At 69.7% G+C, this 12,222-nt stretch carries 11 protein-coding genes and 5 tRNA genes; 6 read left to right on the top strand and 10 right to left on the bottom strand.

The features are described from left to right. Positions 1-101 precede the first annotated feature (101 nt). Complete coding sequence (ndgR, locus tag AC068D_RS33180) at positions 102-818, top strand: IclR family transcriptional regulator NdgR (protein WP_266383737.1); 717 nt, start codon at positions 102-104, stop codon at positions 816-818. 462 nt (positions 819-1,280) lie between these two features. Here the strand turns inward: ndgR and AC068D_RS33175 are convergent, their stop codons facing one another. After that, the gene (locus tag AC068D_RS33175) at positions 1,281-1,778 is read right to left on the bottom strand and encodes a DUF4188 domain-containing protein (RefSeq protein WP_478826845.1); all 498 of its coding nucleotides are present in this window, start codon (positions 1,776-1,778) and stop codon (positions 1,281-1,283) included. Positions 1,779-1,863: 85 nt separating this feature from the next. Between AC068D_RS33175 and AC068D_RS33170 the strand changes: the two genes are divergently transcribed. Next, a complete protein-coding gene (locus AC068D_RS33170; protein ID WP_478826844.1) occupies positions 1,864-2,502 on the top strand; it encodes a MerR family transcriptional regulator in 639 nt (212 codons plus the stop codon). A 58-nt stretch (positions 2,503-2,560) separates the two neighbouring features. On the opposite strand, the gene AC068D_RS33165 is transcribed toward AC068D_RS33170, so the two are convergent. The 9 genes from AC068D_RS33165 to AC068D_RS33125 all read right to left on the bottom strand — a co-directional run bounded on the left by AC068D_RS33165 (position 2,561) and on the right by AC068D_RS33125 (position 6,899). Then, positions 2,561-2,633: transfer RNA gene (locus tag AC068D_RS33165), tRNA-Glu, on the bottom strand. Between the two features lie 28 nt (positions 2,634-2,661). Then, positions 2,662-2,733 (bottom strand) — tRNA-Gln (locus AC068D_RS33160). 18 nt (positions 2,734-2,751) lie between these two features. Continuing rightward, a tRNA-Glu gene (locus AC068D_RS33155) sits at positions 2,752-2,827 on the bottom strand. Between the two features lie 62 nt (positions 2,828-2,889). Then, positions 2,890-2,962 (bottom strand) — tRNA-Glu (locus tag AC068D_RS33150). Between the two features lie 21 nt (positions 2,963-2,983). Next, positions 2,984-3,055: transfer RNA gene (locus AC068D_RS33145), tRNA-Gln, on the bottom strand. Positions 3,056-3,147: 92 nt separating this feature from the next. Further along, entirely contained in the window at positions 3,148-3,867 is a 720-nt protein-coding gene (locus AC068D_RS33140; protein ID WP_478826843.1) for an HAD family hydrolase, read from the bottom strand. 407 nt (positions 3,868-4,274) lie between these two features. Next, on the bottom strand, positions 4,275-5,750 hold the full coding sequence (gene gltX, locus AC068D_RS33135; protein WP_478826842.1) for a glutamate--tRNA ligase: 1,476 nt from the start codon (positions 5,748-5,750) through the stop codon (positions 4,275-4,277). Then, positions 5,743-6,528: a fumarylacetoacetate hydrolase family protein gene (locus AC068D_RS33130; RefSeq protein WP_478826841.1), complete on the bottom strand. Its 786-nt coding sequence runs from the start codon at positions 6,526-6,528 to the stop codon at positions 5,743-5,745. The genes gltX and AC068D_RS33130 overlap by 8 nt, the downstream gene beginning before the upstream one ends. Before the next feature lie 197 nt (positions 6,529-6,725). Continuing rightward, positions 6,726-6,899 (bottom strand): hypothetical protein, encoded by a 174-nt coding sequence (locus AC068D_RS33125; RefSeq protein ID WP_478826840.1) that lies wholly within the window; start codon positions 6,897-6,899, stop codon positions 6,726-6,728. Positions 6,900-7,448: 549 nt separating this feature from the next. On the opposite strand from AC068D_RS33125, the gene AC068D_RS33120 reads away from it, so the two are divergent. The 4 genes from AC068D_RS33120 to AC068D_RS33105 form a co-directional block, all read left to right on the top strand. After that, positions 7,449-10,973, top strand: a complete 3,525-nt coding sequence (locus AC068D_RS33120; RefSeq protein WP_478826839.1) for a sensor histidine kinase — start codon at positions 7,449-7,451, stop codon at positions 10,971-10,973. 9 nt (positions 10,974-10,982) lie between these two features. Then, the gene (locus tag AC068D_RS33115) at positions 10,983-11,396 is read left to right on the top strand and encodes a roadblock/LC7 domain-containing protein (RefSeq protein ID WP_478826838.1); all 414 of its coding nucleotides are present in this window, start codon (positions 10,983-10,985) and stop codon (positions 11,394-11,396) included. Between the two features lie 155 nt (positions 11,397-11,551). After that, positions 11,552-11,959 carry a DUF742 domain-containing protein gene (locus AC068D_RS33110; RefSeq protein ID WP_478826837.1) on the top strand — a complete coding sequence of 136 codons (408 nt, stop codon included), beginning with the start codon at positions 11,552-11,554 and terminating at the stop codon, positions 11,957-11,959. Further along, positions 11,940-12,222: GTP-binding protein (locus AC068D_RS33105; protein WP_351189814.1), on the top strand; the 283-nt coding region annotated here is incomplete at its 3' end. The genes AC068D_RS33110 and AC068D_RS33105, both read left to right, overlap by 20 nt.

The following is a 12,222-nucleotide window of genomic DNA, read 5'->3' as shown; positions in this document are numbered from 1 at the left end:
AGGCGGGGAACGCGGGCCCTTGTGCGGCCGTACATCCAGGTTCGCAACTTCTCGGAGAAATTGAACTTGCGTTTCACAGAGTGAGACGGGAGTATCGTTGCATGGACAACTCTAGCGGCGTCGGCGTTCTCGACAAGGCAGCTCTGGTACTGAGCGCCCTGGAGTCCGGTCCGGCCACCCTCGCCGGGCTGGTCGCGGCGACAGGGCTTGCACGACCCACGGCCCATCGTCTCGCCGTGGCTCTGGAGCACCACCGGATGGTGGCGAGGGACATGCAGGGCCGGTTCATCCTGGGCCCGCGACTGGCTGAGCTCGCCGCAGCGGCGGGCGAGGACCGGCTGCTGGCCACGGCGGGACCCGTGCTGACCCATCTGCGCGACGTGACCGGCGAGAGCGCCCAGCTCTATCGCCGACAGGGCGACATGCGCATCTGTGTGGCGGCCGCCGAGCGGCTGTCAGGGCTGCGGGACACGGTGCCGGTGGGCTCGACCCTCACCATGAAGGCCGGCTCGTCGGCCCAGATCCTGATGGCCTGGGAGGAGCCGGAGCGGCTGCACCGCGGTCTGCAGGGCGCGCGTTTCACGGCCACGGCACTGTCGGGTGTGCGACGCCGGGGCTGGGCCCAGTCGATCGGCGAGCGTGAGCCGGGGGTCGCCTCGGTCTCCGCCCCCGTGCGCGGGCCGTCGAACCGCGTCGTGGCCGCAGTCTCGGTCTCCGGGCCGATCGAACGGCTCACCCGCCATCCGGGCCGTATGCACGCCCAGGCCGTCATCGACGCCGCGGGCCGCCTCTCCGACGCCCTCCGCCGCTCGGGCTGAACCGACAGGGCCGAAGCCCGCCCCGACCGCCCTGCGATCGGGGCCCCACCCCGGCCCTGCCTGTCACCGGCCCCGGGCATCGTGGGCGCCGCGCCGGTGACGGTCGGAGACCCCCGGGCCGGTGCGTGTTGCCCCCGGCCTGCGCGGCATCCCCGTACCCCGCGTCCTGGCGCAGGGGCGCACCCCCCATGACCGACCACCGGTCCGGAGCGGAGGTCCCGACCGGCTCAGCGAGGCCGCAGCGGACCCGAGGGCCGGGCGGCCGTCCCCACCCGGCGGACCGGCGGCGAGGGCCGGGTACGGGGACGGCGGCTCGGCCCTTCGGGTTCCCCTATCGCGTTCCCGGGGTCGGTCACACCGTGCAGCGAACCGCCCTCGGCCTGTTCCGGGAGCCTGCTTCCGGCTGCCCGCGCCCGGAGCGCGAGCACCGGATGTGCGGACCTCCGCCAGGCCCGCACCCACTCAGCCGCCGGATCGGACCGCCTTCAGGCGGTCGGCGGCACGGTCGCCGCGCTGGGCGACCGGGACGACGCCCGTCGCCGCGCCCAGGCCGAACGCCGGCATGTTCACGTAGACGCTCTCGTACGAGCCCGCAGGAACGATGTACGTCTCGTGCCAGAAGCCGACCTTGCCCCTGCCGTCCCGCATCCGCCGGTTGAACGCCGCCCACGCCGGACGGTGCTGCTTGTCCTGGGCGGTCGCGTACGCGAACAGCTTCTCCTTGGACTCCCAGTACTGGACCGTGTACACGAGCCTCGGACCGCCCAGCAGCAGCTGGTACCCGAGGAGTCCGCTGTCCTTGTCCTGGGACAGCTCCTTCAGCATGCGCGGCATGGCCCTGAGGACGGGCCACCAACTCCGCACCGCAGGGAAGCTGTTGATGCGCATCCCGATGAGGAAGACGACCACTTCCTCCTGAGTCCCCACGGTCATGCGCCCTTGAATCGGAGTGTTTCCCATTGCCCGGTCCCCCTTGCTCCATTCATTGGATAGTTCTGCTATCCATGATTGGATAGTGGCACTCCACAAGGAAAGGCGCAAGTGCATGAGACTGGCGGAACTCAGCGAACGCAGCGGAGTGCCGATACCGACGATCAAGTACTACTTGCGTGAGCAGCTCCTGCCGCCCGGACACCGGATCAGCGCCACCCAGGCCGAGTACGACGACACGCATCTGCGCCGGCTCCGACTGGTCAGGGCACTGATCCAGGTCGGCAGGATGCCCGTGGCGACCGCCCGGGACGTCCTGGCCGCCGTCGCCGATGACACGCTCGATCACCACATGCGGCTCGGTGCGGCCGTCTGGTCCATTCCGCACGGCCCGGGGCCCGACGAGAACGACCCTGCGACCGAGAAGGCCCACCGCACCGTCGACGGACTGCTGCAGCGCCTCGGCTGGGACTTCGGCCGCCAGGCGGGCACGGATTCACCCGCCTACCGGATGCTGGTCGCCGGGATCGCGACGATGCTCCGCCTGGGCTACCCCTGCGATACGGAGCAACTGCTGCCCTACGCCCGGAGTGCAGCCGAACTCGCCGTCGCCGACCTGGACTTGGTGGAGCAGTACGACGGCGAGGAGGAGCAGGTGGAGGCGGCCGTGGCGTTCACCGTGCTGTACGAGCCGGTGCTGCTGAGCCTGCGCAGACTGGCCCAGGCCGAGGAGTCGAACCGCCGCTTCGGCTGAGACCGGCGAGGACAACGCGAAAAGGCCCTCCCCGACTGGGAAGGGCCTTCTCGTTGCGTACCCCCGACCGGATTCGAACCGGCGCTACCGCCTTGAGAGGGCGGCGTGCTAGGCCGCTACACAACGGGGGCAAGATCTCGATCCATCGATACGGATCCGCTGGCCTACCAGGACTCGAACCTAGACTAACTGAACCAGAATCAGTCGTGCTGCCAATTACACCATAGGCCACTGGTGGTTTAGACCAGTTGGTACCCCCGACCGGATTCGAACCGGCGCTACCGCCTTGAGAGGGCGGCGTGCTAGGCCGCTACACAACGGGGGCCCTAGCGATCCTGCATCGACGCCACCAGGGTGCGACCCTGATGGCTTCGCGGGAAGGATCTGTACCCCCGACCGGATTCGAACCGGCGCTACTGCCTTGAGAGGGCAGCGTGCTAGGCCGCTACACAACGGGGGCTTTGCAGATGAGCTCTGCGAGCTGGCCTACCAGGACTCGAACCTAGACTAACTGAACCAGAATCAGTCGTGCTGCCAATTACACCATAGGCCACCAAAACTCAACCCCCCTACGGGGGTTTCGTTCGGGTTGTGCGCTTTCGGTTCCGGGCTTTTCGGCCCGCTCCCCTTGGCGCAGGAAGAACACTACCCGAAGGTGGACGGCGCTCCAAAACGGGTATCCGGCTGCAGCAGCGCATCCAGCTCGTCCAGTGCCGTGATCCTGATCAGCTCCGGCCGGCCGCCCAGTCCGCCGCGGTCCAGCCAGATGCCGACCAGACCGGCCGCGCCTGCCCCGCAGGCGTCGATGTCGGGGTGGTCGCCGACATAGGCAACCTCCTGGGGCGGCAGCCCGAGTGCGTCGCATGCCGCATGGAAGGCAGCGGCCTCGGGCTTGGAGACCCCGAGTTCCACAGCGCACAGCACCGCCTCGAAACGGTCCCGCACACCGAGAATGCGCAGCTTGCGGTCCTGGTTGTGGATCGACGAGTTCGACAGGACGGCATGCCGGTACCGGCCGGTCAGCCTGTCCAGCGTCGGCAGGACGTCCGGGAACAGCGACCAGGCGGCCTCGTAGTGCACGATGTGGCGTCCGAACCAGGCGTCGGCGACCTCGTCGCTCAGCTCTCGGCCGAGGAATTCACGGACCCGGTCGCGCCGCTGCCCCTGGAAGTCCGTCTCCCCGGCGGCGAAGCGCGCCCAGTGGCGGTCGGCCAGCCCGCGCCATCGCTGGAGGGCCCGCTCGGCGGAAGCATCGGCATCGGGCAGACCCTCGTCGTCCAGTGTCCGCCGCAGCCCTTCGCGATCGGCGGTGGTGTAGTCGAAGATCGTGTCGTCGATGTCCCAGAGGACCGCGCGGATCGGCATGCCCCGAGGCTAGCCTCGGGGCATGCCGATCGTCGGGCGCAGTGGGAATCGCTCGCCACGGGATGCGGCGTACCGGGGGTTGTCACAACCGCACCGGCCGCCGGCTCGGCCGGGTGCCGGTCAGCCGGGCCCGGGACGGGGTGGGCAGGTCGGCGTTGACGATGATCTCCTCGACGGCCCGGACTTCCGCCGGTGCGCCTCGCGCAACTCCCCCAGCACCCGGGCGTCCTTGGCGATCATCCCCGACTGGTTCTGCGGAAATGTCGGAACAGCATCCGGCCAGACGGCGCAATCGGAGCAGCAGGGCCGAAAGAGACCACCGCCCCGGAAGGCATCGGTGCGGCGGGGAGAAGCACGGACGGGGGTGGCGGCCGTCGGCCGCCACCCCCGTCAGAGAGGGGTTGTGCCTACGCGGCGAGCTTCGCCAGCGCCGCGTCGATCCGGGCCAGGGTGCGGTCCTTGCCCAGGATCTCCAGCGACTCGAACAGGGGCAGACCCACCGTGCGTCCCGTGACCGCAACGCGGACGGGGGCCTGGGCCTTGCCCAGCTTGAGGCCGTGCTCCTCGCCGGCAGCCAGGACCGCGCTCTTCAGCGACTCGGGGCTGGACCAGTCGGCGGCCTCCAGCTTCTCGCGAGCCGTGCGCAGCAGTGCGTCCGAGCCCTCCTTCATCGCCTTCTGCCAGGACGCCTCGTCCTCGACCGGCTCCTTGCGGAACAGGAAGTCGACATTGGCGGTGATGTCGGAGAGGACCGTCAGACGGGTCTGGGCGTGCGGGGCGATCGCCTCCCACGCGGCCTGGTCGAAGTCCTCGGGAGCCCAGTTGGCGTGCGGGGCCTGCAGCCAGGGACCGCAGGCCTCGGCGAAGGCCTTCACATCGAGCCTGCGGATGTGGTCGGCGTTGATCGCCTCGGCCTTCTTGAGGTCGAAGCGCGCCGGGTTGGCATTGACGTCCGCGATGTCGAACTTCTCGATCATCTCGGAGATCGAGAAGACGTCCTGGTCCGCCGAGAACGACCAGCCGAGCAGCGAGAGGTAGTTGAGCAGGCCCTCCGGGAGGAAGCCGCGCTCGCGGTAGAGGTTGAGCGAAGCCTGCGGGTCGCGCTTGGAGAGCTTCTTGTTGCCCTCGCCCATCACGTACGGGAGGTGGCCGAAGGCCGGGATCTCCTTGGCGATGCCGAGCTCGATCAGCGCCTTGTAGAGGGCGATCTGGCGCGGGGTGGAGGACAGCAGGTCCTCGCCGCGGAGCACGTGCGTGATCTCCATCAGCGCGTCGTCGACCGGGTTGACGAGCGTGTAGAGAGGGGCGCCGCTGGCGCGGACGATGCCGTAGTCCGGCACGTTCTCCGGAGTGAAGGTGAGCTCGCCGCGGACCAGGTCGGTGAAGGTGATCGGCTCGTCCGGCATCCGGAAGCGGATGACTGCCTCGCGGCCCTGGGCCTCGTAGGCGCGCTTCTGCTCGTCGGTCAGGTCACGGCAGTGGCCGTCGTAACCGGATGGCCTGCCCGCGGCACGGGCGGCCTCGCGGCGCTCGTCCAGCTCGGTGACGGTGCAGTAGCAGGGGTAGGCGTACCCGCCCGCGAGCAGCTTCTCGGCCACGTCCTTGTAGACGTCCATCCGCTGCGACTGGCGGTAGGGCGCGTGCGGGCCGCCCGTCTCGGGGCCCTCGTCCCAGTCGAGGCCGAGCCAGCGCAGGGAGTCGAGCAGCTGGTTGTACGACTCCTCGGAGTCGCGTGCCGCGTCGGTGTCCTCGATGCGGAAGACCATGGTGCCCTGGTTGTGCCGGGCGAAGGCCCAGTTGAACAGGGCGGTGCGGACCAGGCCCACATGGGGGTTGCCGGTCGGCGAGGGACAGAAACGTACGCGGACGTTCGCGTTAGCCACGCTTGATCACCTTGTTGGTGAGAGTGCCGATGCCTTCGATGGTGACGGCGACCTCGTCGCCGACGTTGAGGGGGCCGACCCCGGCCGGGGTGCCGGTGAGGATGACGTCTCCGGGAAGCAGCGTCATGGCCTCGGTGATGTGGACGACCAGGTCCTCGATGGAGCGGATCATGTCGCTCGTCCGACCCAGCTGACGCTGTTCGCCGTTGACCGTGCACTGGATGGTGAGGTCGCCCGGATCGAGGTCCGTCTCCACCCAGGGACCGAGCGGGCACGAGGTGTCGAAGCCCTTGGCGCGGGCCCACTGCTTCTCGCGCTTCTGGGCGTCGCGTGCGGTGACGTCGTTGGCGCAGGTGTAGCCGAAGATGACGTCCTTGACGCGCTCGCGCGGGACCTCGCGGCACATGCGGCCGATGACCACGGCGAGCTCGGCCTCGTGGTGGAGCTCGTTGGAGAACGAGGGGTACTCGATGGCGTCGCCGGACCCGATCACGGACGTGGTGGGCTTGAAGAAGGCGACGGGTACGTCCGGGACCTCGTTCCCGAGTTCCGCCGCGTGCTCCGCGTAGTTGCGACCGATGGCCACGACCTTGTTGGGGAGTACGGGCGGCAGGAGCCGGACCTTGCTCAGCGGGACCTTCGTACCGGAGAGCTCGAAGTCGCCGTAGGGAATGCCTTTGATGATGTCCAGGACGAGGCCGGCGGAATCGCCGGTCCCGTCGCCCTCGACCGCGCCGAAGGCGACATTGCCGTCGATGGAGAATCTGGCGATGCGCACGGGATGCCTGCGCCCCTCTGCTTCCGCTGGCTGGAGTCTGACGCTCCAGGCTAACGCGGCCGGGCTCGCCCGATGGCGAGTGAGCCGAAGGGGCGCGCGGCTGCCGGAAGCAGGATCGCGTGCAGACACGATGGCCGACGGGGCCGAGCACGGCAGACCGTCGGGCGGACGCCGGAGCGCCCCGGACGCGGCGGGCCTCAGGAAGCGGCGGGCGCGTCCATCAGGATGGTGCGGCGGGGGTTCGCCGTCTGGGTGGGGAGATCGACCGAGTGTTCCCGCAGGGTCTCCGGCTGCAGCTCGTCCGCGTCCACGAGGTGCACCAGCGTGGTGCGCCGGGGGTTGGCTATGTTGCGGAACATCATGGTCTTCATCGCGTGAATCGGCCCTTGTCAGTTTGGACGTTCGTGTAAAGCGACAGGCTAAACACTTGATTCCCCGCGAACGCATGGAAGCGACAACGATCTACGTGTGAGTTTGCTCACGAACAGGCGGAAAATTCCGTCATTCTGGACAGGTAAATGACCCTCCAGAAACGGACATTGCGTAGCTGAATCAGCCATTCCGCTCCTGATCATCTCGACTGGGACACCCGCCGCCGGTAAACGACTCACCCGGATATGCCCCATTTACCCCTGATCGCTTTCTACTGTTCGTGACACAGTGCTCACAAGGTGTCATTCGGGTCACAGCCCGATACACGGCCCTTGTTGGAGATCCTGCACTGTGCTGGAATTCCACGCACCGCCGCGGCTCTCGGGCCGGCGCGCAGGGGGCGCAACGAAGCGCCGAGTGGCGGCGGGAAGGGGGACAGCGCCGGTCACTCCAGACCCACCCATCGGGGCACCTATCCACCGCCCCACACGCCGACACCGTCCCACCGTGCAAGCGGAGGGACGCCTGGTCCAGAGGTTGCGACGCTAGTGCAGGGACGTTTCAAGAGGGATGGCAGCGCTGCGGCGGAGCAAGAGCCGCACGGCGGGACCGACCGCGGTTCCTCGCCCCAGCACGCCCCGAACCAGGCCCAGCCCCCGACGGGCGACGGCGACGGCCGCGGTACGCGCTCAGGCGCACCCGCGGGCGGCGAGCCGACGGCCACGCCGATGCCCAAGGGCTCCCCCGACACGGGCTCACGAATAGCCCTCCGCAACTGGCGCATCAGCACGCGCCTGGTCTCCCTGCTCACGCTCCCCGTGGTCGCCGCGACCACGCTGGGCGGACTCCGTATCAACGAGTCCATGAACGACATGCAGCAGCTGGAGCACATGCAGCTGCTCACGAAGATGACCCGCGAGGCGACCGCGCTCGCCGAGGCTCTTCAGAACGAGCGGGACCACGCGGCCGGCCCCCTGATGCACAACGGCAAGACCTCGGACTACAAGGTCTCCCAGCCCCGCGACGTCACCGACCAGCGCAAGGCGGCCTTCCTCGACGCGACAGCCGACATCGGTGACACGACGGACGACGAGGCGCTGGAGGGCATCCGCTCCAACGTCGCCCAGATCGCGGCGCAGGTCCACATCATCAACGACATCCGGAAGACCGCGTACCAGCCCGGTGGCGTCTCCCAGACGGTCACCAGCTACAGCCGTCTAATCGGTGCGCTGCTCAGCCTGTCCCAGGACATGGCCCAGGCGACCAACAACCCGGACATGATCAAGCGGACCCGCGCGCTTGCCGCGTTCTCGTCCGCCAAGGAGTACGCCTCCATCCAGCGCGCCATCATCGCGGCCGCGCTCCCGGCGAGCAGCACCGCCGTCGGAAGCATGGAGAACGTCGACCGCCTCACCGGTCTGGACGCCAAGACCAACGAAGACGCGGAGATCAGGTCGTTCAATGCGATCTACACCTCCATCGGCGGCAACGCCGAGGAGCTGACCGCTTCGCTGGACGGCGGCAACTCCGAGATCGACAAGGCCAACCAGTACGCGGCCCGGGTGCTGCGCAGCTCCACCGCCCTCCGCGGCGAGCTCCGCAGCTACCTGGACTGGACCGACCAGGCCGACACCAAGATCCAGGCGATGAACACCATCGAGGAGACCCTCCTCGGTCAGATGGAGAGCCGGGCCCGTGAGCTGAAGCAGGAGTCGCAGCGGGAAGCGATCATCAACGGTGCGCTGATCCTGATCGTCCTCGGCGTGTCGCTCGTCGGCGCCTTCGTCGTGGCGCGCTCCATGATCCGCTCGCTGCGCCGGCTCCAGGACACCGCCACCAAGGTCGCCCAGGACCGTCTGCCCCAGCTGGTCAAGCAGCTCTCCGAGTCGGACCCCCAGGACGTCGACACCACCGTCGAGTCGGTCGGTGTGCACTCCCGGGACGAGATCGGCAAGGTGGCCGCGGCCTTCGACGACGTGCACCGCGAGGCGGTCCGCCTCGCGGCCGAGCAGGCCCTGCTGCGAGGCAACGTCAACGCGATGTTCACCAACCTGTCGCGCCGGTCGCAGGGTCTCATCCAGCGTCAGCTGTCGCTGATCTCGGAACTGGAGTCCCGCGAGGCCGACCCGGACCAGCTGTCCTCCCTCTTCAAGCTGGACCACCTCGCGACCCGTATGCGTCGTAACGGCGAGAACCTCCTCGTCCTCGCGGGCGAGGAGCCCGGACGCCGCTGGACCCGGCCCGTTCCACTCGTCGACGTGCTCCGTGCCGCCGCCTCCGAGGTGGAGCAGTACGAGCGCATCGAACTCGCCTCCGTCCCGGCGACCGAAGTCGCCGGCCGTGTCGTCAACGACCTTGTGCACCTCCTCGCCGAGCTGCTGGAGAACGCCACCTCGTTCTCCTCGCCGCAGACGAAGGTCCGGGTCACCGGTCACGCACTGCCGGACGGCCGTGTGCTCGTCGAGATCCACGACACGGGCATCGGCCTCTCCCCCGAGGACCTCGCGGCGATCAACGAGCGGCTCGCGTCGCCGCCGACCGTGGACGTCTCGGTGTCGCGCCGCATGGGTCTGTTCGTGGTCGGCCGTCTGTCCCTGCGGCACGGCATCCGGATCCAGCTCCGTCCGTCCGACTCGGGTGGTACGACCGCCCTCGTCATGCTGCCCGTCGATGTCGCCCACGGCGGCAAGAAGCCCGCGGCCAAGCCCGGTACGGGTGCACAGAACGGCGGTCCCGGGGCGCCCACCGGTCCCGGTGGCGGCCGAGGTCTGACCGGCGGGCCAGGCTCGGCCGGCGGTCCGGGTGGAGCGCGTCCCGGTCTCGGCGGCAACCCGTCGGGCGGAAGGCTCGGCGCGGGTGCACCGCGTGGCCAGGTCGGTGCCGGATCCGGCGGGCGTGCCGCTCTGCCGGGGCGCGACGGTGCGCCGTTCCAGGGCGGACCCCAGCAGGGCGCCCCGCAGCAGGACCCGTCCCGTCAGAGCGGTGCTCCCGTCGCCGCCTTCGGTGCCGACGGCGGCCGTGGCCGGCCCGGTGCCCAGGACCGCAACGACTCCCGCCAGGGATTCACCGGACAGAGCGGCACCGGCGGCCGTGGCCGCGGCCGCCAGGACGCTCCCGCCGGTGACGACCGCTCCCGCCAGCTCCCGGCGACCGGCGCCCCGCGTGCCGAGCTGCCCGGTGGCGCCCCGGGGTCCCCGCGCCAGCAGCGCCCGGAGAACACCGGCTGGGGCAACGCCCAGCAGTCCGCACCCCAGCGTGCCTCCATGGACGCTCCGCGCGGCCATGAGGAGCCCGAGTCCACCGGCCGTTACGCACGCCCCGCGGGCGCGGCGAACGACCGGCGTCCCGGCTCCCAGGACCCGGCGGCGACCGAGCAGTTCGCCCGGCCGGACTTCTCGGGCCCGGCCCCGGCGGAAGGCTACGGACAGTCGCGTCCGCAGGCTCCCGGGCAGCGGGGTCACGCCCAGGGCGCCCCGGGGCAGCAGGGCAGGGGTGCGGCCGACTTCGGCGCGCCGCGTCCGCCGGCCGCGAGCCTGCCCGCCCAGCCGCAGCCCGAGGCGCTGCCTCCGGCCTCCGGTCCCGGCGACGGCCGCACGCCGCTGTACGACACGCTGGAGACCAACTGGTTCAACCAGAAGAACGGGGGCCAGCAGCCCCCGGCGGTTCCGCAGCAGCCCGCCCCCGAACGCCCGGCTCCGGCGACGCCTCCGCGCCGCCCCTCCGCAGGGCCGGCCGGGCAGACGGGCCAGAGCGGTCAGCACAACGCGAGTGCCCCCGCCTGGCGCACCTCGCCCAACGATGAGCTGGTACGCCAGGCCGAGCGGGTGCGCAAGCCCGCGGCCGGCGGGATCACCACGTCGGGGCTGCCCCGGCGAGTACCGCGCGCCAACCTGGTGCCGGGTACCGCCCAGGAGCAGACCAACCAGTCCGGTCCGCAGGTCTCGCGTGCTCCCGATGATGTACGCGGCCGGCTGACCAACCTCCGCCGAGGTATTCAGCAGGGTCGCCAGGCGGGCAGCACGGGTAACACCGGTAGCTTCAACATCGGCCCCACTCACCAGCAGGAGCGTTAGTTGAGCCCGATGAGCCAGGCTGCACAGAATCTGAACTGGTTGATCACCAACTTCGTGGACAACACCCCCGGGGTGTCCCACACGGTGGTGGTCTCCGCCGACGGACTCCTGCTGGCGATGTCCGAGGGATTCCCCCGCGACCGTGCCGACCAGCTGGCGGCCGTCGCGTCCGGGCTGACCTCGCTGACCGCGGGCGCCTCCCGCATCTTCGAGGGCGGCGCGGTCAACCAGACCGTTGTGGAGATGGAGCGCGGCTTCCTCTTCCTCATGTCCATCTCGGACGGTTCCTCACTGGCCGTCCTCGCGCACCCCGATGCCGACATCGGCCTCGTGGGCTACGAGATGGCTCTCCTGGTCGACCGGGCGGGTACGGTCCTGACGCCGGATCTGCGCGCCGAACTCCAGGGGAGCCTGCTGCACTAGAAGCCCCGGAAGACCGCTGCAGGGGGGTGTGCGCCCCAGGTACACCCCTGACACCCGCATACAGCCCGATCTCACCGTCAGGCCGCCCCAACCGGCCCCCCACCGGCCCAGTCAGACGGCACAGCCGACCACTTGCTGTCACGCCCGGAGGATTCATGACCCCGCCCCCCGCCTCTCACGATCCGTACGGTGTCTCCGTGGACACCGATTACGGACATGAAGGCGACCAGCCGCTGGTGCGTCCCTATGCGATGACCGGCGGCCGGACCCGGCCGCGCTACCAGCTCGCCATCGAGGCACTGGTCAGCACCACGGCCGACCCGGCGCACCTCGCGACACTCCTGCCCGAGCACCAGCGCATCTGCCACCTCTGCCGAGAGGTCAAGTCGGTGGCCGAGGTCTCGGCACTGCTGTCGATGCCGCTCGGTGTGGCCCGGATCCTGGTGGCGGACCTGGCAGAGGCAGGCATGGTGGCGATTCACCAGCCGGGCAACGGAGAGGCCGGCGGCACGCCGGATGTGACACTGCTCGAAAGGGTGCTCAGTGGACTTCGCAAGCTCTAGCGGCGGTGCAGCCCGCTCAACCACCAGCGCGAAGATCGTGGTGGCGGGCGGCTTCGGCGTGGGCAAGACCACGTTCGTCGGCGCCGTCTCGGAGATCAACCCGCTGCGTACCGAGGCCGTCATGACGTCCGCGTCCGCCGGCATCGACGACCTGACCCACACCGGAGGCAAGACCACCACCACGGTGGCCATGGACTTCGGCCGTATCACCCTCGACCAGGACCTGATCCTGTACCTGTTCGGCACCCCCGGACAGGACCGCT

It is taken from the genome of Streptomyces sp. NPDC043861 (assembly GCF_056435905.1).
The sequence above is the reverse complement of the archived record's forward strand: the minus strand, read 5'-3'. Positions and strand labels throughout refer to the sequence as shown.